Annotated in this window: 16 protein-coding genes, 16 tRNA genes and 3 rRNA genes; 34 read left to right on the top strand and 1 reads right to left on the bottom strand. The window is 36.7% G+C overall.

Going from position 1 to position 23,784, the window contains the following annotated elements; genetic code table 11:
• The first annotated feature begins 51 nt into the window (after window positions 1-51).
• The 31 genes from I6I93_RS02800 (at window position 52) to I6I93_RS02650 (ending at window position 18,081) form a co-directional block, all read left to right on the top strand.
• Window positions 52-792 (top strand): DNA/RNA non-specific endonuclease, encoded by a 741-nt coding sequence (locus I6I93_RS02800; RefSeq protein ID WP_112889348.1) that lies wholly within the window; start codon window positions 52-54, stop codon window positions 790-792.
• Between the two features lie 291 nt (window positions 793-1,083).
• Entirely contained in the window at window positions 1,084-1,725 is a 642-nt protein-coding gene (trmB, locus tag I6I93_RS02795) for a tRNA (guanosine(46)-N7)-methyltransferase TrmB (RefSeq protein WP_112889347.1), read from the top strand.
• Between the two features lie 62 nt (window positions 1,726-1,787).
• Window positions 1,788-2,753, top strand: a complete 966-nt coding sequence (bioB, locus tag I6I93_RS02790) for a biotin synthase BioB (RefSeq protein ID WP_112889346.1) — start codon at window positions 1,788-1,790, stop codon at window positions 2,751-2,753.
• Window positions 2,754-3,173: 420 nt separating this feature from the next.
• Window positions 3,174-4,698 (top strand): 16S ribosomal RNA (locus I6I93_RS02785).
• A 41-nt stretch (window positions 4,699-4,739) separates the two neighbouring features.
• Window positions 4,740-4,816: transfer RNA gene (locus tag I6I93_RS02780), tRNA-Ile, on the top strand.
• A gap of 106 nt (window positions 4,817-4,922) precedes the next feature.
• Window positions 4,923-7,774 (top strand): 23S ribosomal RNA (locus I6I93_RS02775).
• Between the two features lie 31 nt (window positions 7,775-7,805).
• Window positions 7,806-7,922: ribosomal RNA gene (gene rrf, locus I6I93_RS02770) — 5S ribosomal RNA — on the top strand.
• The 16S, 23S and 5S rRNA genes sit together here with 16 tRNA genes alongside, the layout of an rRNA operon.
• 21 nt (window positions 7,923-7,943) lie before the next feature.
• A tRNA-Asn gene (locus I6I93_RS02765) sits at window positions 7,944-8,018 on the top strand.
• Between the two features lie 12 nt (window positions 8,019-8,030).
• Window positions 8,031-8,119, top strand: a tRNA-Leu gene (locus I6I93_RS02760).
• 27 nt (window positions 8,120-8,146) lie between these two features.
• A tRNA-Met gene (locus tag I6I93_RS02755) sits at window positions 8,147-8,223 on the top strand.
• A gap of 9 nt (window positions 8,224-8,232) precedes the next feature.
• Window positions 8,233-8,309: transfer RNA gene (locus tag I6I93_RS02750), tRNA-Met, on the top strand.
• Between the two features lie 46 nt (window positions 8,310-8,355).
• A tRNA-Glu gene (locus I6I93_RS02745) sits at window positions 8,356-8,430 on the top strand.
• Window positions 8,431-8,433: 3 nt separating this feature from the next.
• A tRNA-Val gene (locus tag I6I93_RS02740) sits at window positions 8,434-8,509 on the top strand.
• Window positions 8,510-8,515: 6 nt separating this feature from the next.
• Window positions 8,516-8,592 (top strand) — tRNA-Asp (locus I6I93_RS02735).
• Window positions 8,593-8,626: 34 nt separating this feature from the next.
• A tRNA-Thr gene (locus tag I6I93_RS02730) sits at window positions 8,627-8,702 on the top strand.
• Between the two features lie 27 nt (window positions 8,703-8,729).
• A tRNA-Tyr gene (locus I6I93_RS02725) sits at window positions 8,730-8,815 on the top strand.
• A gap of 24 nt (window positions 8,816-8,839) precedes the next feature.
• Window positions 8,840-8,913: transfer RNA gene (locus I6I93_RS02720), tRNA-Gly, on the top strand.
• 5 nt (window positions 8,914-8,918) lie between these two features.
• Window positions 8,919-8,995: transfer RNA gene (locus I6I93_RS02715), tRNA-Arg, on the top strand.
• A 9-nt stretch (window positions 8,996-9,004) separates the two neighbouring features.
• A tRNA-Gln gene (locus I6I93_RS02710) sits at window positions 9,005-9,080 on the top strand.
• Window positions 9,081-9,085: 5 nt separating this feature from the next.
• Window positions 9,086-9,161 (top strand) — tRNA-Lys (locus I6I93_RS02705).
• 20 nt (window positions 9,162-9,181) lie between these two features.
• Window positions 9,182-9,270 (top strand) — tRNA-Ser (locus tag I6I93_RS02700).
• A 46-nt stretch (window positions 9,271-9,316) separates the two neighbouring features.
• A tRNA-Lys gene (locus I6I93_RS02695) sits at window positions 9,317-9,392 on the top strand.
• Between the two features lie 112 nt (window positions 9,393-9,504).
• Window positions 9,505-9,651: a CD1871A family CXXC motif-containing protein gene (locus tag I6I93_RS02690; RefSeq protein WP_164753355.1), complete on the top strand. Its 147-nt coding sequence runs from the start codon at window positions 9,505-9,507 to the stop codon at window positions 9,649-9,651.
• Entirely contained in the window at window positions 9,644-10,528 is an 885-nt protein-coding gene (locus tag I6I93_RS02685; RefSeq protein ID WP_112889345.1) for a 4Fe-4S binding protein, read from the top strand. Before I6I93_RS02690 ends, I6I93_RS02685 begins: the two co-directional genes overlap by 8 nt.
• On the top strand, window positions 10,521-11,090 hold the full coding sequence (locus I6I93_RS02680) for a TlpA family protein disulfide reductase (protein ID WP_112889344.1): 570 nt from the start codon (window positions 10,521-10,523) through the stop codon (window positions 11,088-11,090). The genes I6I93_RS02685 and I6I93_RS02680 overlap by 8 nt, the downstream gene beginning before the upstream one ends.
• Before the next feature lie 197 nt (window positions 11,091-11,287).
• The gene (gene hcp / locus I6I93_RS02675) at window positions 11,288-12,895 is read left to right on the top strand and encodes a hydroxylamine reductase (RefSeq protein WP_201621267.1); all 1,608 of its coding nucleotides are present in this window, start codon (window positions 11,288-11,290) and stop codon (window positions 12,893-12,895) included.
• Window positions 12,896-13,210: 315 nt separating this feature from the next.
• Window positions 13,211-14,215 (top strand): methionine ABC transporter ATP-binding protein, encoded by a 1,005-nt coding sequence (locus I6I93_RS02670; RefSeq protein WP_112889343.1) that lies wholly within the window; start codon window positions 13,211-13,213, stop codon window positions 14,213-14,215.
• On the top strand, window positions 14,216-14,869 hold the full coding sequence (locus tag I6I93_RS02665; protein WP_112889342.1) for a methionine ABC transporter permease: 654 nt from the start codon (window positions 14,216-14,218) through the stop codon (window positions 14,867-14,869).
• Between the two features lie 59 nt (window positions 14,870-14,928).
• Window positions 14,929-15,756, top strand: coding sequence for a MetQ/NlpA family ABC transporter substrate-binding protein (locus I6I93_RS02660; RefSeq protein WP_112889341.1), 828 nt, complete (start codon window positions 14,929-14,931; stop codon window positions 15,754-15,756).
• A gap of 39 nt (window positions 15,757-15,795) precedes the next feature.
• Window positions 15,796-16,638: a MetQ/NlpA family ABC transporter substrate-binding protein gene (locus I6I93_RS02655; RefSeq protein ID WP_112889340.1), complete on the top strand. Its 843-nt coding sequence runs from the start codon at window positions 15,796-15,798 to the stop codon at window positions 16,636-16,638.
• A 189-nt stretch (window positions 16,639-16,827) separates the two neighbouring features.
• Window positions 16,828-18,081: a S1C family serine protease gene (locus I6I93_RS02650; RefSeq protein ID WP_112889339.1), complete on the top strand. Its 1,254-nt coding sequence runs from the start codon at window positions 16,828-16,830 to the stop codon at window positions 18,079-18,081.
• A 79-nt stretch (window positions 18,082-18,160) separates the two neighbouring features.
• Here the strand turns inward: I6I93_RS02650 and I6I93_RS02645 are convergent, their stop codons facing one another.
• On the bottom strand, window positions 18,161-19,129 hold the full coding sequence (locus I6I93_RS02645; RefSeq protein ID WP_112889338.1) for a LysR family transcriptional regulator: 969 nt from the start codon (window positions 19,127-19,129) through the stop codon (window positions 18,161-18,163).
• A gap of 1,194 nt (window positions 19,130-20,323) precedes the next feature.
• Here I6I93_RS02645 and I6I93_RS02640 point away from each other — a divergent pair.
• The 3 genes from I6I93_RS02640 to I6I93_RS09155 all read left to right on the top strand — a co-directional run bounded on the left by I6I93_RS02640 (window position 20,324) and on the right by I6I93_RS09155 (window position 23,662).
• Window positions 20,324-21,094 (top strand): MurR/RpiR family transcriptional regulator, encoded by a 771-nt coding sequence (locus I6I93_RS02640; RefSeq protein WP_201621261.1) that lies wholly within the window; start codon window positions 20,324-20,326, stop codon window positions 21,092-21,094.
• A gap of 158 nt (window positions 21,095-21,252) precedes the next feature.
• Entirely contained in the window at window positions 21,253-22,029 is a 777-nt protein-coding gene (locus I6I93_RS02635; protein WP_112889337.1) for an ABC transporter ATP-binding protein, read from the top strand.
• Window position 22,030: 1 nt separating this feature from the next.
• A complete protein-coding gene (locus I6I93_RS09155) occupies window positions 22,031-23,662 on the top strand; it encodes an ABC transporter permease subunit (protein WP_218563577.1) in 1,632 nt (543 codons plus the stop codon).
• Window positions 23,663-23,784: the final 122 nt, after the last annotated feature.

Below are 23,784 nucleotides of genomic sequence, written 5' to 3'. Positions count from 1 at the left end.
TGACAGCATATTTAAATTAAAAAAATTTAATTTAGAGAGGGGACAATATTATTGAAGAAAAATAAAAACTTTAAAGTCATAGGAGCCCTAGTCCTTACCCTAATTGGATTTTTATTTGGACAAGAGCAACTTCAGGACTTTGACGTAAACTACAATGGACCATACTTAAATAAACTAGAAAGATTTTTATCAATATTTGATAACCCCTACGAGGTCAATGAATCAAGCATCTACTATGAGATAGATAAAAATCCGCCTAATTTCTCTGAAGAGGATTTAAAGATGGGTCCAGACTTTGCTCATTATTCAAACCTAGATCACTTAAATAGGGTTGGGCCTGCCAATGCGCTATTAAGTCGTGAGTCAATGCCTAAAGAATCAAGGGGCGATATATCGAAAGTGTATCCCTCAGGATGGCATCAAAAGTTTTATGACTTTGTTGAGGGTGGAGCAGTTTACAACAGGTGCCATCTCATTGCCTATCAAATGACTGGAGAGAATGACAATTGGAAGAACCTCATGACTGGGACAAGATCCTTTAATACCAAGGGGATGCTCCCCTTTGAGAATGCTGTTGCTTCTTACATGAAGGATACTGGCAAGAAGGTAAGGTATAGGGTGACTCCAGTTTTTGAGGGTGACGAACTTGTGGCAAGGGGAGTTATTATGGAAGCCTATAGCATTGAAGATGGTGGCAAGAAAATTAACTTCAGGGTCTTTGCAAAAAATATTGAAGAAGGCGTAGACATAGATTACAAGACAGGAAGGACTAGGATAGCTAAAAAGAAATGATGACTTATAGATTTTAGGAAAGTAATAAATTTTTGTTAGTTAATAAAAAAATATGAAGTTATAGTTTTTTGTTAACTAGATATTAATTATGAAGTCATAAATTTTTGCCAAGTAGATGGAAAATATAAATTCATTATTATATAGAAAGAAATATTCTTATAGGAGAGAGTCGGCCAAAGAGGTTGGCTTTTTTTATTGTTTATATTTGAAAATAATCAAAAGAAAATACAAATCTTGTTGACACTAAGATAGCTTATGTTATAATTCCATAGGACAAAAAGGAGAATGAAAATGAGACTTAGAAAAAAACATTTTGCAATACCTGAAATGGCTGAAAATCCTTATGTATTTTTTAATGGACAAGAGAATAAGGGGAAGTGGAAAGAGGTCTTTGGCAACGACAATCCAATTTATTTAGAGATTGGTGCTGGCAAGGGAACTTTTACTATCGAATCAGCTAAATTAAATAAAAATATAAATTATATAATGGTAGATATTGAAACTAATGCACTTATTTATGCAACAAGAAAAATATTAGACGAAGAGCTTACCAATGTTAGGGCAATGCCCATTAATGCTGAAAACATCTTAGACTACTTTGACGAAAACGAACTAGACAGGATCTATATAAACTTCTGTAACCCTTGGCCAAAGTTAAGACATAAGAAGAGAAGGTTGACTTACCCAAGATTTTTAGAAAAGTATAAGCTAATATTAAAACCAAAATCACAAATTTATTTTAAGACAGATGATTTAGAACTATTTGAAGAAAGCTTAGATTACTTTAAAGATCAAGGCTTCTCTACACTTGTAAAAGAATTTGACATGAAGCTTGAAGAATATCCACAAAACATTGTGACAGAATACGAAAGCAAGTTTAGAGGACTGGGAGAAAAAATAAAGTTTGGAGTCTTTGAACATTACGTTAACTAAAATTTAAAATAAATTGACAATAAAACTCCTGAAATATATAATGAATTTCAGGAGTTGAAGATATGGACATAAATAATTTAAAAGAAAAAATAAAAAATGGTTACGTAATAACAAGAGAAGAAGCAATAGAAGTTTATAATAGCGACTACGATGAACTAACAAAGGCTGCAGATGAACTTAGAGAATATTTCTGTGGCAATGACTTTGATGTTTGTACTATTATAAATGCCAAAAGTGGTAAGTGTTCAGAAAACTGTAAATTTTGTGCCCAATCAGGTCACTATCATACAAATGTAAAAGAATACGATCTTCTAGATGAAGACGTAATAGTAAAGGATGCCCTAGATAAATACAATAGGGGAATTCCAAGATACTCAATGGTAGCAAGTGGAAAGGGACTCACACCAAAAGATATAGACAAGATATGCAGCATTACGAGAAAGATATATGAACAAGCACCGGGAATAAAGGTATGTATTTCAGGAGGAATAATATCAGAAGAATCCTTTGAAAAATTAAAGGCAGCTGGTATAACAAGAATCCACAACAATCTTGAAACATCAAGAAACTTCTTCCCAGAAATTTGCACGACACATACTTACGATCAAAAGATAGAAACAATAAAGGCAGCTCAAGAAGCAGGAATGGAAATATGCTCAGGAGGACTCATAGGATTAGGAGAAGACTTCAAAGATAGAATTGACATGGCACTACAGTTAAGGGACCTAGATGTACACTCAGTACCTATTAATCTATTAAATCCTATTAAGAACACTCCCTTAGAAAATAATGAACCACTGCCAATGGAAGAAGTAAATAGGACTTGTGCGACCTTTAGATTTATTATGCCTAAGGCCCTAATAAGATTAGCTGGTGGAAGATCACTAATGGAAGAATTTGGTAAATCAGCATTTAAGTCTGGTGCCAATGCAGCTATATCGGGAGTACTTCTTACAACAAAGGGCATAAGTATAGAAGATGATATGAAGAGAATTAAGGATTTAGACTATCAAGTAAAGGCAGTGTAAATTAATTTTAAAAAGTTTTTATAAACTGCTTGACAAAGGAAAATATAAATAGTAATATAAAACAGCTGTAAGAAATGCAGCTGTTATTTTTTAGAAAAAAAGATTTAAAAAAATAAAAAAAACAGTTGACAGATGATTTTCTAGGTGCTAATATATAGAAGTTGTCACTTAAGACAGCAAAAAATATTACCGAGTTTCAAGTAAAAACAATTTAAATAAATTGTAAAAAATACTTGACAAAGAAAAAACACGGTAGTATAATAAACAAGCTACTTCAAAAAAGTAGCGCATGAAACATGATAATTAAATAGTGTGAAGATAGATAAACAATTCGTGATTTAATCACAGATTCTTTTAAAGAATCACAAGCAAACCAGATATTCGTTTAGTTTTGAGAAAACTAATGAGTCATACAAATTTTTAATTGAGAGTTTGATCCTGGCTCAGGACGAACGCTGGCGGCGCGCTTAACACATGCAAGTCGAGCGATGAAATCTTGACAGATCCCTTCGGGGTGAAGATAAGATGGATTAGCGGCGGACGGGTGAGTAACACGTGAGTAACCTGCCTTAGACATTGGGATAGCCTCGGGAAACCGGGATTAATACCAAATGAAATCATAGGTGCCCATGCACTAATGATCAAAACTCCGGTGGTCTAAGATGGACTCGCGTCCCATTAGCTAGTTGGTGAGGTAACGGCCCACCAAGGCGACGATGGGTAGCCGGCCTGAGAGGGTGAACGGCCACATTGGAACTGAGAAACGGTCCAAACTCCTACGGGAGGCAGCAGTGGGGAATATTGCACAATGGAGGGAACTCTGATGCAGCGACGCCGCGTGAACGATGAAGGCTTTCGAGTCGTAAAGTTCTTTTATATGGGAAGATAATGACGGTACCATAAGAAAAAGCCCCGGCTAACTACGTGCCAGCAGCCGCGGTAATACGTAGGGGGCTAGCGTTGTCCGGAATCACTGGGCGTAAAGGGTTCGCAGGCGGAAATGCAAGTCAGATGTAAAAGGCAGTAGCTTAACTACTGTAAGCATTTGAAACTGCATATCTTGAGAAGAGTAGAGGTAAGTGGAATTTTTAGTGTAGCGGTGAAATGCGTAGATATTAAAAAGAATACCGGTGGCGAAGGCGACTTACTGGGCTCATTCTGACGCTGAGGAACGAAAGCGTGGGTAGCAAACAGGATTAGATACCCTGGTAGTCCACGCTGTAAACGATGAGTGCTAGGTATCGGAATAATTCGGTGCCGCAGTTAACACATTAAGCACTCCGCCTGGGGAGTACGTGCGCAAGCATGAAACTCAAAGGAATTGACGGGGACCCGCACAAGCAGCGGAGCATGTGGTTTAATTCGAAGCAACGCGAAGAACCTTACCAGGGCTTGACATACTGAGGACCGGTATAGAGATATACCCTCTTCTTCGGAAGCCTCAATACAGGTGGTGCATGGTTGTCGTCAGCTCGTGTCGTGAGATGTTCAGTTAAGTCTGGCAACGAGCGCAACCCCTATCTTTAGTTACCAGCATTTCGGATGGGGACTCTAAAGAGACTGCCGATGATAAATCGGAGGAAGGTGGGGATGACGTCAAATCATCATGCCCTATATGCCCTGGGCTACACACGTGCTACAATGGAAGATACAAAGGGAAGCGAGATAGTGATATTAAGCCAACCTCAAAAAGTCTTTCTCAGTTCGGATTGTACTCTGCAACTCGAGTACATGAAGATGGAGTTGCTAGTAATCGCAGATCAGCATGCTGCGGTGAATGCGTTCCCGGGTCTTGTACACACCGCCCGTCACACCATGGAAGCTTGTAATACCCGAAGCCTGCGAGCGAACCTTAGGGAAGCAGCAGTCGAAGGTAGGATAGGTGACTGGGGTGAAGTCGTAACAAGGTAGCCGTATCGGAAGGTGCGGCTGGATCACCTCCTTTCTAAGGAAAATAAATCTTCACACTATTTTAATTATATATATGGACCTGTAGCTCAGCTGGTTAGAGCGCACGCCTGATAAGCGTGAGGTCGGTGGTTCGAGTCCACCCAGGTCCACCATAACTTAGTTTATGCTAAGTTTTGAACCATAACAACTTAAAAACTAATCAAAATTTCTTAAACAAAACAATTAAACTGGAAATAAACAGAAATGTTTATTAACAAAGGTCAAGTTAAAAAGAGCACTAGGTGAATGCCTAGGCACCAAGAGGCGAAGAAGGACGCGACAAGCTGCGAAAAGCTACGGAGAGGAGCAAATATCTTATGACCCGTAGATATCCGAATGGGGAAACCCACCTCGTAAGAGGTATCCTATAGCCAATTCATAACTATAGGAGGCGAACCAGGTGAACTGAAACATCTAAGTAACCTGAGGAAAAGAAAGAAAACTCGATTCCCTAAGTAGCGGCGAGCGAACGGGGAAGAGCCCGATGTGTATAAAGAGACAATAGCCAGCCAAATAATCTGGGAAGATTAACCAAAGAAGGTAAGAGTCCTGTAGGCGAAAGCGAAGATATCCGACACAAAAGAGTACCACGGAACACGAGAAATTCAGTGGGAATATGGGGGGACCACCCCCTAAGGCTAAATACTACTTGGTGACCGATAGCGAACAAGTACCGTGAGGGAAAGGTGAAAAGAACCCCGTGAGGGGAGTGAAATAGAATCTGAAACCTAGTGTTTACAAGCAGCGAAAGTGGTTTAACACCACGATCGTGTACTTTTTGTAGAACGGGCCAGCGAGTTACGATTACTAGCGAGGTTAAGCATTAAAGATGCGGAGCCGAAGCGAAAGCGAGTCTAAATAGGGCGGAAGTTAGTGGTTGTAGACCCGAAACCGTGTGATCTATCCATGAGCAGAGTGAAGTTGAAGTAAAATTCAATGGAGGCTCGAACCGGGTAACGTTTAAAAGTTATCGGATGACTTGTGGATAGGGGTGAAAAGCCAAACGAACACGGAGATAGCTGGTTCTCCTCGAAATAGCTTTAGGGCTAGCCTCTAGTAAGACATGAAAAGGGGGTAGAGCACTGATTGGTCAAGGGGCATGCATATGTTACCAAGACCTATCAAACTCCGAATACCATATCATGCACTAGGGAGTCAGACTATGTGGGATGAGCTTCATAGTCGAAAGGGAAAGAGCCCAGACCATCAGCTAAGGTCCCAAAATTATAGTTAAGTGGGAAAGGATGTGGAGTTACTGAGACAACTAGGATGTTGGCTTAGAAGCAGCCACTCATTTAAAGAGTGCGTAATAGCTCACTAGTCAAGTGACTCTGCGCCGAAGATAACCGGGGCTAAACTATATACCGAAGCTATGGAACGTATAACGTTGGTAGAGGAGCAATGTATGAAGGACGAAGCAGAAGCCGTAAGGCACTGTGGACATCATACAAGAGAGAATGCTGGCATGAGTAGCGAGAGGTGAGTGAGAATCTCACCCGTCGAAAACCCAAGGATTCCTGAGCAAGGCTCGTCCACTCAGGGTAAGTCGGGACCTAAGGCGAGGCTGAAAAGCGTAGTCGATGGACAACAGGTGGAAATTCCTGTACCGATACAATCATTAAAGGAAGTGGGGACGCAGAAGGATAATAAGAGCGCCCAGTTGGTGAGGCGTGCAAGCGCAAAGGATGGAAAGTAGGCAAATCCGCTTTCCGAGAAGTCTGAAGCGTAATGCGGATCGAAAACAAGTAGAGAAGCTTATGACTCCACACTGCCAAGAAAAGCCACTACTAGAGAAGTATCGCCCGTACCGTAAACCGACACAGGTAGGTGAGGAGAGAATCCTAAGACGAGCGGAAAAACCTTTGTTAAGGAACTCGGCAAAATGACCCCGTAACTTCGGGAGAAGGGGAGCCCCTGTAACAGGGGGCCGCAGTGAAAAGGCCCAAGCGACTGTTTACCAAAAACACAAGTTTCTGCTAAGTCGAAAGACGAAGTATAGGAGCTGACACCTGCCCGGTGCTGGAAGGTTAAGGGAAAAAGTTAGCGTAAGCGAAGCTTAGAACTGAAGCCCCAGTAAACGGCGGCCGTAACTATAACGGTCCTAAGGTAGCGAAATTCCTTGTCGGGTAAGTTCCGACCCGCACGAAAGGTGTAACGATTTGGGCACTGTCTCAACAAAGGATCCGGTGAAATTGTAGTAGCGGTAAAGATGCCGCTTACCCACGACAGGACGGAAAGACCCCGTGGAGCTTTACTGTAGGCTGAGATTGAATTTTGGGATTAAATGTACAGAATAGGTGGGAGACAGAGAATAAGGTACGCCAGTATCTTGGGAGTCACCGTTGGGATACCACTCTTTTAATGCTAGAATTCTAACCTAACCCCATGAATCTGGGGAAGGGACACTCTCAGTTGGACAGTTTGACTGGGGCGGTCGCCTCCGAAAGAGTAACGGAGGCGTTCAAAGGTTCCCTCAGCACGGATGGAAATCGTGCGCAGAGTATAAAGGCAGAAGGGAGCTTAACTGCGAGACCAACAAGTCGAGCAGATGCGAAAGCAGGACTTAGTGATCCGGTGGTACCGAGTGGAAGGGCCATCGCTCAACGGATAAAAGCTACCCCGGGGATAACAGGCTTATCTCCCCCAAGAGTCCACATCGACGGGGAGGTTTGGCACCTCGATGTCGGCTCGTCTCATCCTGGGGCTGAAGTAGGTCCCAAGGGTTGGGCTGTTCGCCCATTAAAGAGGCACGCGAGCTGGGTTCAGAACGTCGCGAGACAGTTCGGTCCCTATCCGTCGTGGGCGTAGGAAATTTGAGAGGAGCTGTCCTTAGTACGAGAGGACCGGGATGGACAAACCTCTGGTGCACCAGTTGTACTGCCAAGTGCATAGCTGGGAAGCTAAGTTTGGAAGGGATAAGAGCTGAAGGCATCTAAGCCCGAAGCCCCCCTCGAGATGAGATTTCCCTCGAAAGATAAGACCCCTTGAAGAAAATGAGGTAGATAGGCTCAAGGTGTAAGTGTAGCAATACATTCAGCTAGCGAGTACTAATAGGTCGAAGACTTGACCAAAGATTTAAGGTAAGATTAGTTTTTAAGTTAATCTGGTGAGAATAGGACAATGGACACACCTGTACCCATACCGAACACAGAAGTTAAGCATTAGTCCGCTGATGGTACTTGGTTGGCAACGACCTGGGAGAGTAAGTTATCGCCAGTAAGGGACAAAAGTCCCCAATAGTCTTAGGTAGCTCAATGGTGGAGCAACCGGCTGTTAACCGGTAGGCTGTGGGTTCGAGTCCCACCCTGAGAGCCATTTAAAAAACAAGCCGGGGTGGCGGAACTGGCAGACGCACAGGACTTAAAATCCTGCGGTGGTTAAACACCGTATCGGTTCGATTCCGATTCTCGGCACCAAAAGAAATAGTAGCCGGGTACAAATGACGCGGGATGGAGCAGCATGGTAGCTCGTCGGGCTCATAACCCGAAGGTCGGAGGTTCAAATCCTTCTCCCGCTACCATAAAAATATGGCGGCGTAGCTCAGTTGGCTAGAGCATACGGTTCATACCCGTAGTGTCAGGAGTTCAAATCTCTTCGCCGCTACCATTTTCAAAATAACGGTTTTTGTTATACATAAACCGCAACCATATTAGGCCCTGTGGTCAAGCGGTTAAGACACCACCCTTTCACGGTGGTATCCCGGGTTCGATTCCCGGCAGGGTCACCAGATGGACGCATAGCTCAGTTGGGAGAGCATCTGCCTTACAAGCAGGGGGTCATAGGTTCGAGCCCTATTGTGTCCACCAAAATTGGGCCTGGTAGTTCAGTTGGTTAGAATGCCAGCCTGTCACGCTGGAGGTCGTCGGTTCGAACCCGATCCAGGTCGCCAATTAAAATTTCAAGTTATTTTTAATAAGTGAGATGCTGGTGTAGCTCAATTGGTAGAGCAACTGACTTGTAATCAGTAGGTTAGGGGTTCAAGTCCTCCCACCAGCTCCAAAAAAGCTTATTATTAGGGACTTACATGGAGGAGTTCCCGAGTTGGCCAAAGGGGACGGACTGTAAATCCGTTAGTTTAACTTTCAGTGGTTCAAATCCACTCTCCTCCACCAAAAATTTTATAAAAAATTATTTATGCGGGTGTAGCTCAGTGGTAGAGCCCCAGCCTTCCAAGCTGGTTGCGAGGGTTCGATTCCCTTCACCCGCTCCATATAAGCACCTATAGCTCAGTAGGATAGAGCAACGGACTTCTAATCCGTGTGCCGGGGGTTCGAATCCTCCTAGGTGCGCCAATCAATTATTGGGGTGTAGCCAAGTCGGTAAGGCACCAGACTTTGACTCTGGCATGCGTAGGTTCGAGTCCTGCCACCCCAGCCAAGTGAGACCCATTAGCTCAGTCGGTAGAGCACTTGACTTTTAATCAAGGTGTCGCGCGTTCGAATCGCGCATGGGTCACCATTTTTAAATTTTATATTTGTGGAGAGGTACCGAAGTGGTCATAACGGGGCGGTCTTGAAAACCGTTAGGGTGCAAGCCCACAAGGGTTCGAATCCCTTCCTCTCCGCCATTTTTTAATCTGTGGTTAACACAGATTTTTTATTGAAACTGAATAAGACCCATTAGCTCAGTCGGTAGAGCACTTGACTTTTAATCAAGGTGTCGCGCGTTCGAATCGCGCATGGGTCACCATACTAGCTGTGAATTAATTTTCACAGCTTTTTTTTTGAAAAATTTCATTAAATAAAGGTTTCTTAACTTTATCTTTACATCTAAAATGCTATACTACTTGTGAGGTGAAAACATGAGGGATTTTGCAGAAAAAAAATTATCCTATCTTATGCTACTTTTGTCTATTGCCTTCATAATTTATGGAGCTTATAGGCATGAAGTGGATACTGTCCTATCCAAAGCCATAAGAATTTGCTTGGAGTGTGTTGGAATTGGTTAGTTTAATAAATCTTCTAAAAAATATTGGTAAAAAACGAAACTTATTTCAAGGGACTTTTGCCCTTCTTACAAATTTACATATTCCAAACTTTTTTAAAGGAACAATATATACAGGTAAGACTAAGAACCTTTGCGTTCCGGGACTAAATTGTTATTCATGCCCTGGAGCTGCCTTTTCTTGTCCAATAGGTTCCTTTCAAGCACTTGTTGGCTCGTCAAAATTTAATTTTGCCTACTATGTGACGGGACTAATGCTTTTATTTGGAACCTTATTTGGAAGACTTATCTGTGGATTTATGTGTCCCTTTGGATTTTTTCAGGATCTCCTTTACAAGATTCCTACAAAAAAAATCTCTACAAGAAAATTTTCTTTTTTAAAATACTTAAAGTATTTTATTTTAATTTTTGTAGTCTGGCTTTTTGGAGTATTTTTAACTGATGAACTTGGTGGAGCTTCTCCATATTTCTGCCAGTACATCTGTCCACAGGGAATATTGGAAGGTGGAATCCCTCTTTCACTTGCTAATAAATCTATAAGGGGAGCCTTGGGAAATTTATTTATTTTAAAATTTGCTATACTTGCTGTTACAGTTTTAATGTCAATATTTTTCTACAGGCCCTTCTGTAAATATATTTGCCCCCTTGGAGCTTTTTACGCTATAACTAATAAATTTTCATTTTATAAATATCATGTGGACGATTCATGCATTTCTTGTGGCAAGTGTAAGAGAGTTTGCAAGATGGATGTTGATATGTCCACAAATCAAAATGCCCTAGAATGTATAAGATGCGGTGACTGCCTAAGGGCTTGTCCAACATCAGCTATATCCACGTCAATTAATAAACCTAAGACCAATGAAGGAGTAAGTTATGAATAAAATTTTTAAAAAGATAAGTAAATTGTTTGTTCTCATGATCCTATTAGTGTCAATGACGGCTTGCTCAAGTAAGTCACAAGAAACTACTGAACTTTCTGGTGGAGATACTTTTCCAAAGTTTGATGCAGTAGATTTTGAAGGAAATCCAGTAAGTAGTGATGTATTTAAAGACCATCCTGTAACTATTTTGAGTATTTGGTTTACAGGTTGTAAGGGTTGTATTGATGAAATGCCAGGCCTACAAAAAATTAGTGAAGACTTAAAGGATAAAAATGTTAAGGTTATGTCAATTTGCCTTGACACTTATGAAAATAAAGAAATTAAGGCTGAAGCAGAAAAAATCTTAGAGGCTAAGGGAGTAAAATACACTAACCTTGCTGTTAAACCTTCTGAAGAAATCGATGCTTACCTCAAGAACTTAACTGCCTTCCCAACAACTCTATTAATTAATAGAGATGGAAAGATAGTAGGAGATGCAAGTGTAGGTTCAGTTGATGATAAGGATAAGCTAAACAAGCTTTATGAAAAAATTGACCAAATTATTGCTAATGACGGAAAATAATCTAATTTATTTAGATTATTAATCACTTTTAGTGATTCCTCATTAATATACACCAATTGAGACTCCCGAGAGGGAGTCTCTTTTATTTTTATATTGTTGCATTTGCAACAGAAAAATTCATCTTTATTTATTAAAATATATTTAGAAGTAATGAATTTATAGGAATAATTTAAAGAGAGAGGATGAAGATCATGGATATGTTTTGTTTTCAATGTCAAGAAACATTTAAAAACACTGGTTGTACTAAAAGAGGAGTATGTGGAAAATCTGCAGTTGTTGCAAATTTACAAGACTTTTTAATTTGGACATCAAAGGGACTTTCTGAAATAGTTGTAAAAAGTGGAAAAGAAAATAAAGAAGCAGTAGATAGAGTTGTTTTAAATTTATTTACAACAATTACAAATGCAAACTTTGATGATATTGCAATAAAAGAGAGAATTGAAGAAACTATTAAGCTTATGAATTCTTTAAGAGAAGATAAAGAATACAGTGAAGCTGCTATGTGGTCAACTGAAGAATTTTCTGAAATCGAAAGAAAAATAAATTCAGGTGAAGTTTCTATTTTAGTAGAAGATAATGAAGATATTAGAAGTTTAAAAGAACTTGTTACTTATGGTTTAAAGGGTATGGCTGCATATGCAAGACATGCAAAAGTTTTAGGATTTGAAAGTGAAGAAGTAAATAACTTTATTTTAAATACAATGGCAGAACTTCTAACAGAAAAAACTGTTGATGAATTAGTTTCATTAACACTTAAAACTGGTGAAATGGGATATAAGGCAATGGCAACTCTTGATTCTGCAAATACAGGAACTTATGGAAACCCAGAAGTTTCAAATGTAAATATTGGTGTTAGAAATAATCCAGGTATACTAGTTTCAGGTCACGACTTAAAAGACTTTGAAATGCTTTTAGAACAAGCAAAAGATTCTGGTGTGGATATTTACACTCACTCAGAAATGTTACCTGCAAACTACTATCCAAAGTTTAAAAAATATGAAAACTTTGTTGGTAATTATGGTAATGCTTGGTGGAAGCAAAGAGATGAGTTTGAGTCCTTTAATGGACCAATCCTTATGACAACAAACTGTATAGTTCCACCTAAGGATTCTTATAAAGATAAATTATTTACAACTGGCGCAGCAGGATATCCAGGATGCACTTATATAGAAGAAGATGAAAATGGACACAAAGATTTCTCAGAAGTAATTGAAATGGCAAAGACTTGCAAGTCTCCAGAAGAAATTGAAAAGGGAGAAATAGTTGGTGGATTTGCGCACTCTCAAGTATTAGAGCTTGCTGATAAAGTTATTGAAGCTGTAAATAATGGTGATATTACAAAATTTGTTGTAATGGCTGGCTGCGATGGAAGAATGAATGAAAGAAATTACTACACAGAATTTGCAGAAGAATTGCCAGAATCTGCTGTAATTTTAACTGCTGGTTGTGCAAAATACAGATACAACAAATTAAATCTTGGAGATATTAATGGAATTCCAGGAGTATTAGACGCAGGACAATGTAATGATTCTTACTCATTAATTCAAATTGCTCTAGCATTAGTTGATGCATTTGGAGTTGAAAGTGTAAATGATCTTCCAATTGCCTATAATATTGCATGGTACGAACAAAAAGCAGTAATTGTTTTACTTGCACTTCTATCATTAGGTGTAAAAAATATTCACCTTGGACCAACTCTTCCTGCATTTTTATCTTCAAATGTTGTAGATGTTCTAGTTGAAAATTTTGGAATTGCTGGAAACTCAACAGTTGAAGAAGATATGAAAAATTTAAAAATAAAATAAAAAACATGCTTGACTTTTAAAATATAAGCTAATATAATCATAAGTAATTCAAAAATAAACTTTTGAGAAGAAGAGTAACTTAAAATTTTGATTAAAGAGAGCTTCGTTTTGGTGAAAGAAGTAGAAAGATTTTTTGTGAACATGGCCTTCTCTAGGAAATACTGATATTAGGTATTTACGGGTCTTCCCGTTACAGAAGTAGAGTATGATAGTACTTGAAGAGGTTGCTTTCGTGAGAAAGTGATAAATTAAGGTGGTAACACGAGCTTTCGTCCTTATGGATGGAAGCTCTTTTTTTATTGTTTTGGAGGAAAAATGATTGAAGTAAAAAACTTAGTTAAAGAATTTAAAACTGGAGATAGAAGTTTTAGAGCCTTAAACGATGTTTCTTTCAAGGTCAATCGGGGAGAGATTTACGGTGTAATTGGTTTATCTGGTGCCGGCAAGTCAACCCTTGTTAGATGTATTAATAGGTTGGAAGAACCAAGCTCAGGAGAAATCCTAGTTGATGGAAAATCTATTATTGGCCTAAATGAAAAGGAACTTAGGGCAGCTAGAAAGGATATTGGAATGATCTTCCAGTATTTCAACTTATTCATGCAAAAGACTGTGGCAGAAAATATTGCCTACCCTCTAGAAATTTCTGGAGTGTCTAGGGAAGACATATCAAAAAGGGTGGACGAGCTCTTAAAATTTATTGATCTTAAAGATAAGAAGGATTCTTATCCAGCAGAATTGTCTGGTGGTCAAAAGCAAAGAGTGGCAATAGCAAGATCCATTGCCACAAACCCATCAATCCTACTTTCAGATGAAGGAACATCAGCCCTTGATCCGGCAAACACAAAGTCAGTCTTAAATCTTCTAAAGAGAATTGTAGAAGAATTTGACATGACAGTTATAATGATCACCCATCAAATGGAGGTAGCCAAGGAAATTTGTGACAGGATAGCAGTAATGGAAGCAGGAAAAATTATTGAAGAGAACACCACAAAGGAACTCTTCACAAATCCAAAAACTGCAGTTACAAGATCCTTTATTAAAAATCTTGAAGATGATGTGGAAGAAGGCTATGTGAGAGCCAGCGACTATAAGGGAGACGTCTTGAGACTTTCCTATGCAGACAACAACTACGACAAGCCAATTCTTTCCCAATGTGTCAAGAAGTTTGATATAGACTTTTCAATTTTATCTGGAAATATAAACAAGCTAAATGCAGCAAATGTTGGTTACCTTACAGTTCAAATCCTAGGTAAGGATGATGAAAGGGCAAGGGCCATTGAATTCTTAAAAGAAAATAATGTAATTGTGGAGGTGCTTTAAATGGATAGGATAATTGATATAGTTTTACCAGCAATTCCACAAACTTTAATAATGGTAATTGCTTCGACAATAATTGCCCTCTTAATTGGTCTTCCACTGGGAATAATTTTAACAACAACAAGACCTGGAGGACTTACAGAATCAGTAAAAGTTTACTCAATCCTAGATGGAATAATAAATATCCTAAGGTCCTTTCCCTTCGTAATCTTGATGATAGTTGTATTCCCACTATCAAGACTAATTGTTGGAAAGTCCTACGGAACTGCAGCAATGATAATTCCCCTTTCAGTTTCAGCAGCACCCTTTGTTGCAAGGCTAATGGAAGGTTACTTTATCCAAGTTGACTCAGGCATCATCGAGGCAGCCAAGTCCATGGGATCATCTAAGAGGGAAATAATCTTTAAGGTCCTTATACCAGAGGCAATGCCAATGATAGTGACAGGAATTACAATGACAATAATTAACGTAATTGGTTACTCTGCTATGGCTGGTGTCATGGGAGGAGGAGGCCTAGGAGATGTGGCAAATAGGTATGGTTACCAAAGAAATGAGCCCCTAATCCTTTGGTCAGCAGTAGTAGTTATTATAATCTTGGTTCAAATAGTTCAATTTGTTGGTAACTTTTTGACTAAGAAGATAGACAAGAGAAAATAAGAGAAGAGAAAGAAAAAAGAAGAAAAAAGACATAATATTTGACAACAAGGAGAAAAAAGATGAAGAAGACAAAAATTTTATTGACACTAATTGGACTTATTGCAGTTTTAACAGCTTGTGGAAAAGACAACAAAGTAGAAGAAAAAAGCTCAGAGGCAGGAGAAAAAACTAAGGTTACAATAGGGGCATCGGAAACTCCCCATGGAGAACTCATAAAGGCCCTTGAGCCAGAATTTGAAAAAGCAGGCATTGACCTTGACCTAGTAGTTTTTTCAGACTATGTGCAACCAAACCTACAACTTGAATCAGGAGACTTAGACCTAAACTTTTACCAACACCAACCCTACCTCGACAGCTTTAATGAGGACAGGAAGACAAATATAGTTTCCCTAGAAGATTCAAAAATATTTATCACACCCCTTCTTGGATTTTCATCAAAGATAAAGGACATAAAAGACCTTGAAGATGGTGGAGAAATTATAATTCCCAATGACCCAACAAATGGAGCAAGAGCCTTATTAATTCTTGATAAAGAAGGACTTATAAAGTTAAAAGACAAGGACAACTTAAACTCAACTGAAGTTGATATAGTTGAAAATCCAAAGAATTTAAAATTTACAGCAGTTGATGCACAAAATATTCCAAGAGTTTACCAAGATGCAGACCTTGCTTTTATAAATCCAAACTTTGCCATAGCAAATGGGCTAGATCCAAAGGATGCGATAATCACAGAAGCAAAGGATTCACCTTATGCAAACATTGTGGCAGCAAGATCTGGCGAAGAAAACAAGGAAATTTATAAGAAAGTTGTAGAAATTTTACAATCAGAAGAAAGTAGAAAATATATTGAAGATACTTTCAAGGGAGCAGTGCTTCCAACATTTTAATATTAATTAAGTAATAATTTTTTTTAGAGGAGGATATATATGAAAAATTTTAAAAAATTATTTTTACTAGGATCAGTGGTCCTATCACTTGCCCTAACAGGATGTGGCGGTGCAAAGAAAGATGACGCAAAGGCAGAAGCTCCAGCAGATGGAGACAACAAGATTGTTATTGGTGTATCACCTACACCTCATGGAGAAATCATTGAAGGTCTAAAGCCAGAATTTGAAAAAGAAGGACTTGATGTAGAAGTCGTAAACTTCGATGACTACATCCAACCAAACCTTCAACTAGAAGCAGGCGACCTTGATGCCAACTACTTCCAACATAAACCTTATCTTGACAGCTTTACAGAAGAAAGAAACATTGACAATCTTGACGTCCTAGGTTACGTTCACATTGAACCAATGGCTTTATATTCAGAAAAGTATAAGTCAGTTGATGAAATCGAAGATGGCGCAGAAATTATCATCCCTAACGACCCAAGTAACGGTGCAAGAGCCTTAATCCTACTTGAAGATGCAGGACTAATTAAGTTAAAGGACAAGACAAATCTTAACTCAACAGAAAAAGATATAGCAGAAAATCCTAAGAACTTAAAGTTCACAGCAATGGATGCACCTTCAATTGCACAAGTTTATAAAGATTCAGGAGCAGCAGTTATTAACTCCAACTTTGCTATTGGACAAGGACTTGACCCAACTAAGGACTCAATCTTCTTAGAATCTAAGGATTCACCATATGCAAACTTAGTTGCAATTAGAAAAGAAGACGCTGACAAGGAAAAATTCCAAAAATTCTTAAAGGTTCTTAACTCTGAAGAAGCTAAGACATTTATAGAAGAAACATTTAAGGGAGCAGTTATACCAGCTTTCGAAAACTAAAAATATTTAAAGAGATCCTTAGGGGTCTCTTTTTTTTGAGTTCTGATTTCTAAAAAATCATTAACTGAGATAAAAAAGATCAAAACAAAAAATGAAAAAGCAAAATCATAAAGCTTTTATTATAAATTCATTTATCTTTCACAAATTCATACTAAGATAAAGTCATAAATTTTCGTATAGGAGGAAAGTATGAAGAAGAATTTAAATAAAAACCCTGGTATGGGTAAGATTGTAATAATAATTGCCCTAGTTTTTTCTCTAATTGGAGGAATTGTTGGTTCAGCAATAACAACTTACAAGCTCTTGCCACAGGGAGAAAGTAAAACCACAAATAGCGATTCAAATATAACTATTTCTGCCAAGGACAATATGACAGTGGCTTCAGCCGTTGCCAAGAAGTCCATGTCCTCTGTAGTTGGTATAACAACTAAGGGAGTTCAACAATCCTTCTTTGGACAAGTTGAAGTCCAAGGTGTGGGTTCTGGTGTAATAGTTGATCCAAAGGGTTATATCCTTACTAATGCCCACGTTGTTAAGTTAAACAACCAGGTAGTAAAGGACGTGACAGTTAGACTAAACAATGAAGAGGATATTCAAGGCAAGACAATTTGGGCAGACGAGATGATTGACCTTGCCATTGTAAAAATTAACACAGACAAGAAGTTAAATGTGGCAAGCCTTGGTGACTCTGATGCCCTTTCAATAGGGGATACTGCCATAGCCATTGGTAACCCAATATCATTGCAGTTTTCTCAAACTGTAACCCAAGGTATCATCTCTGGACTTGACAGGTATGTTGGGGCAGTAAGTGGTGGAGGCTATATGACTGGGCTTATCCAAACTGATGCATCAATAAATGGTGGTAACTCTGGTGGAGCCCTTCTAAATGCCGAAGGAGAAGTAATTGGAATCAACACAGTCAAGGTTCAATCAGCAGAGGGACTTGGATTTTCAATTCCTATTAACTTTATTAAGCCAATTATAAAACAAGTTATTGAAACAGGATCTTACAAGGAAATGTCTATGGGTATGCTTACAATGAATGTGGATGTAGCATCTCAAGTTTTAAATCAAAAGTCACCTGTTGACAAGGGAATCTTTGTCTATAAGGTTTACGATGGATCACCTGCAGCAACTGCTGGACTTGAAGCAGGAGATATTGTGACAAGAATTGGCAAGGACCAAGTGTCTGATAACAACGCATTGAAGTCAATTCTCTACAAATACCAAGTTGGCGACAAGGTAGAGGTTGAGTATATTAGGCAGGGCAAAAAGATGACAGCTGAAGCAACTTTTACTGATTACTCCATAGAAAATGATAAGGAGGCCCAAAAAGATATAAGGGAACAAGTAAGGGAAAGAACTGCCCAAGAAGAAGTGAGAGCAAGAAGACAAGAAGAATTATTTAATAGGTTTAGACAAGAATTTGGAAATAATTTCTAAGGTCTAAAGATAGCTTATAAAATTTTAAATAAAAAATTTTTATAAAGTAAAAGTGACACCATCTGGTGCCACTCTTGCTTTATTTTTTTGCAATTCTTTCTAATTTTTCTGCATGAAAAGAATTAAAATATTCTTCCAAGAGTTCTACAAACCTCTTGGCGTACTTAGTGATATATCGGTTTTTATTTTTTATGGCGTAGATGCCAAGGCTTACAGGCTTGCCCTTGGAGTATAGTGGGAAGATATTGATGTCATCTTCAAACTCGTCCATCCACCTCTTGATATTCATTTGAGAAATGAAGACAGCAGCTATTGCCTTGTTGCAAATTGAAAGGGCAATTCTAGAATAGCCAGTCTCTATATAATCATTTGGCCTTACCCCAGCTTCCTTAAAGCTTTGATTTATAAGGCTCCTAATCCTATTGTCCTGGGTGTAAAGGAGGAAGGGAACCTCGTCAAAGTCCCTTAAATCTAAGTTATCAATTGATTTTTCCTTTAAGTCTTCAAGATTTTTAAAATATTTTTTTAGGAGCCTGTCACTGACACAAAGATAAAGTTTCTCATCTAAGAGAAGACTAGATTTTAAATTTTCATTTTGATTGTTTTCGTCAATGGAAATGGCAAGGTCTAGTTTGTTTTCAAGACACATCTCTTCAAGTTCATGAGATTGCTTTTCGTGGAGGACAAGACCAACTTGGGGGAATTCCTCAGTAAATTTTTCTATAATAGATGGTATGAACATATCAGCACGAGGGGAAGAGGCACCTAGCATGAGTTTACCCATCTCTTCGCTTTCTAGGTCCCTGATCTTGTTTATCATATCAGCCTCACTTGTGAGGAGTTTCTCTGCATAGGCCAGGTACTCTTCTCCAATAGGTGTCAGCATCAGTCTAGGTTTTCTAAAAAAGAATTTTGTCCCATAATATTCTTCCAGTCTTTTTATATGATTTGAAAGAGTTTGTTGTGAAATGTAGAGTTTTTCTCCGGTTTCATTCATGTTTAAGGTCTTTGCAAGTTCTGTGAAGTAGTAAATACTTTCGAAATTCATATTTCCTCCTATCAAATATATTTTGTGATTTATACAAATTTTTATTAATTTATTTTGTGGTACTTTTATTATATACTAAGTATAAGTTAATTGTGAAATAAATATTAAGAATCCCTTATAGTTTACCAGCTTTTTTTCCTTAATATCACAATTACCGGAATCCCCTTGCACCCACCTCCTTGGGTGCATTTTTTATGCCCAAAATTAAAAGTTGTAGAATATTGTGACTTTATAAATATTTAAGGGGTTACACAAAATTTAGACCTGATAAAAAAATAGGATCTTACAAAAAAATTGGACTTAATAAAGTTTTATGATCTTATGAAAAAATGATGCTTAATAAAAATTTATGATCTTATGAAAAAGTGAGACTTCATAATAATTTGGGAAGTCATAGAAATTTAATAAGTCATGGGAAAAAGTGATTTTATAAAAATTTATAAAGTTATAAAAACATATAAACTTGCAATTATTTTGAATTTATAAAAATACCTGAACTTCTAATTATCTAGAAAGCCTTAAAAATATATGAGTTTGTAGTTATTTTAAAAGTTATAAAAATAAAGTTAAAAAAATCATAAGTTACAAGAAATTATAGGGTCACAAAAATTCAAAAGTCATGGAGAATAGAGCAAATAATTTTAAATAAATTATCATAAAATAATTTTGATAAATTTTATCAAAAACCCTTTACAAATTTCAAATCCTATACTATAATAAAGACAGTTAATGATAGTTAATGTCATTTAACAAAAATTACTTTGATTTTGGGAACCCCATAACTCCTAAGATTAATAATAAAATTATACCAATCTTCACTCTGAAAAGAGAAAATTAAGACTGCTTCGGCAGTCTTTTTTTGTTTTAAGGTCTATAATAAAACAAATCACTATGTTTTTTTACTACATATTAATGTAGACTTTACAAGAAATTTAAATACCATCTGAGTTTAGTGTGATAAAATTACTTTTAATACAGTTTTAATATAAAATTTAAAATTTTTTGAAATATTATTTGAAATTTTATGAGTTTTTTAAAGTTAATTTCTTTTGAAATTATTAAAGTTATGTAGAATTACTACAAAAAGGAGATAAATCATGAATTTATTGGAATGGGAAATCACGAGAAATTATAGAAACTTAAGGCCATCAGAGAAAAAAAGTTGCTGACTTTCTTCTTCAATGTGAAGATGAGTTGGAAAAGCTTACTTTGACTGAAGTCGCATCAAAGGCAAGTGTAAGTCAGCCCACAGTTTTAAGATTTGCAAGGGGCATGGGCTATGAAGGTTTTAAAGAATTAAAAAGTGCAATTGTAGAAGATAAAATTAGAAAAAAGATGGAAGATGAGAAGATTAATCCACTTTACGGATTTTCTATTGGAGAGGATGACCTTTTGACAGATGTTCCTTCAAAAGTTATTGGAACTACGGTCCATGTTTTAAAAGAGGTAATAAAAGGTTTGTCCTTAAAGGAGTTTGTCAAAGCTATTGATTTAATTACAGGGGCAAATAATATTGTTGTTTATGGAGTTGAAAATTCACTCTGCACTGTTACAGATCTTTTGACAAAATTTTTATACTTAGGTCTTCCTTGTCGAACTTACGATGATTATTATTTGCAAAATATCAGTTCAGGAAGTCTAAAAAAAGGAGATCTTGCGATTGGAATTTCTTATTCAGGAAGTTCTAGAAACACTGTTGAAGTTATGAAAAAAGCGAAAATATCTGGAGCACAAACAATAGTTATTACTAACTTTGAGGATGCTCCAATTCTTAAGTATGCAGATGTCAAGATTTGTACAAGTACAGACCAATTTTTATATGGAGATGCAATTTTTTCTAGGTCATCGCAACTTGCAATTGTTGATATGCTCTATATGGGAGTTCTTCTAACTGATTATCATGGTTACACAAAAATTTTAGATAAAAATTCAAGAACAGTTAGAAATAAAATTTATGAAATTTAGTAGAATTTTTACAAGAAGACAGGAGAGATCCTGTCTTTTTTTACTGATTTTTTACGGTTTATTTATCGTATTTAGAGCTATACTCGTTAATATTTAGGTGCAAAAAAGAAGTTGAGAAAAAAACAATTATTAAATTTAAATTTGAAAGGAATTAATTAATGCTGCAATTAAAAAATATTAGTAAGTCCTTTGACGGTGTTGAGGTTCTAAAAAATATCAACCTTGAGATTGAAAAGGGAGAAATTGTTTCTATCCTTGGACCTTCAGGTGGTGGAAAAACTACGCTACTAAATATTATTTTAGGTCTAATTGATGTTGAAAGTGGAAATATTATTTACGATGGTGAAGACTTAACTAGAACTCCCATGGAAGACAGAGGATTTAATATAGTTTTTCAAGACTATGCACTATTTCCACACTTAAATGCTTATAAAAACATATGCTACGGACTTAGAAATAATCCTAATATTTCTACTAAAGAAGAAGTTGATGATTTAATAAAACTATTAGGACTTGAAGAACACCTGAATAAAAAAATACACCAATTATCTGGTGGACAAAAGCAAAGAGTTGCCTTGGCAAGGACAATGGTTATGAAACCAAAAATTTTACTACTTGATGAGCCTTTAAGTGCATTAGATGGAGTTATTAAAGAGTCTATAAAAGGTAGGATTAAAACTATTGCCAAGGAATATAACTTAACAACAATTATAGTTACTCATGATCCAGAGGAAGCTCTTACGCTTTCAGACAAAGTTTTAATTATTAATGAAGGTCAAATATCACAATATGCTCGTCCTAAAGAAATAATTAATGAACCAGCAAATGATTTTGTTAAAGAATTTATTTTAAAACAATTGGAGATAAAGAAAGATAATATTTTCAGTCTTTTTCAAAAAGAAAATGAGAGCAATCCCTTTTTAAAGGTGGTATGACATGGCTAAAGAAAAAAACACTGAGAATTGGGTGATTTGGGCAGGAGTTATTCTAGTATTTCTAGTCTTTCTATTTTATCCATTGCTTTTAATCTTAATAAAATCATTTGAGACTAAAGATGTTTTTAGCTTTGCAAATTATGTGGAAGTATTTTCGGGCAAGGGATTTGGAGAAGCTTTAAAAAATAGTTTTTTAATATCTGCTCTCGGTGCTTTAATAACGACTATTCTTGCATTTATCGTGGCTTATACAATTAACTTCACCAATATAAATTTAACGTTTAAGAAATTTATAAGAGTTTTTGCATTACTGCCAATGCTTTTACCTACAATCACTTATGGTTTTGCTATAATTTATTCTTTTGGGAAACAAGGACTGTATACAAGACTTTTTGGAAGACAAGCTTTTGATGTATATGGTATAAAGGGACTTTTAATTGGATACATTATTTACACTCTTCCCACTTCCTTTATGCTTATAAATAACACCATGATTTATATTGACAAAAAGTTTTCTATAGTCTCAAAAGTTATGGGAGATAAACCACTTATAACTTTCGTTGAAACAATATTAAGACCCTTAATAGGTACTCTAGCAGTTTCCTTCATACAATGTTTCTTTTTAAGTTTCACAGATTTTGGAATTCCTGCTTCAGTAGGTGGAAAAGTTGAAGTTATTGCTTCTATTTTGTACACAGAGATGCTAGGCAGTGTGCCTAATTTTAATAATGGTGCAGTAGTTGCAATCATTATGCTCTTGCCATCAGTTATAAGTTTTTTAGTAATAAAATATTTGGATCGTTTTAATGTTAGGTACAACAGAATATTGAATATGGACAACGAAAAGAATACTTTGCGTGATATTATTTGTGGTCTAGTGTCAGCTTTAATAATTTTAATAGTTTTGGCAGTTTTCGCAGTAATTTTTATAGTTCCCCTTGTAAAAGGTTGGCCTTATAATATGACTTTTACATTAGACAATATAAAAAAAGTTTTAGGGAACTCATCCCTTTCAATGGTTTATAAAAATTCACTATTTGTTGCCATATTAACTTCTATCTTGGGAACAATTATGGTTTATGGTTCAGCTCTTGTAACTGATAGATCTACTATTTCGAATAAAGCAAGAAGTGTTATTGAAAGTATTGCATCTGTCACAAACACAGTACCTGGCATGGTTCTTGGTATAGCTTTTATGTTAGCCTTTACAGGCACATCGCTACAGAATACTTTTGCCATTATCATCTTATGTAACCTAGTACACTTTTTTGCAACGCCTTATATGATGATGAAAAACTCTCTCTCAAAGATGAATTTATCATGGGAAAAAACAGCAAAATTAATGGGAGACAATTGGATTAAGACAATGGTTAGAATAATAACTCCCAATGCTCTCCCTTCCCTTGTGGAAGTTTTCAGTTATTATTTTATAAATGCCATGGTCACAGTAAGTGCGGTAATATTTCTTGCAGGAGCAAGGACTATGGTAATAACAACAAAAATAAAAGAATTGCAACACTTTGCAAAGTTTAATGAAATTTTTGTCTTGTCACTATTAATTTTATTTACAAATTTAATTGCTAAGGTAGTTTTTCAAGTATTAGCTAAATTTTTGAGTAGAAAAAATAATTAAGTTTATAAAAAGGAGATTAACAATGAAAAAAATAAAAATATTTCAATTATAGGATTAGTATTAATTTTATTATTACCAGTATTTTTAACGGGATGTGGAAAAAATAAAGCAGCAGATGATAA

The organism is Peptoniphilus harei, from assembly GCF_016726485.1.
Lineage (GTDB): Bacteria > Bacillota > Clostridia > Tissierellales > Peptoniphilaceae > Peptoniphilus_A > Peptoniphilus_A harei.
Note: the sequence above shows the minus strand (reverse complement) of the source record. Positions and strands in the feature narration are given on the sequence as shown.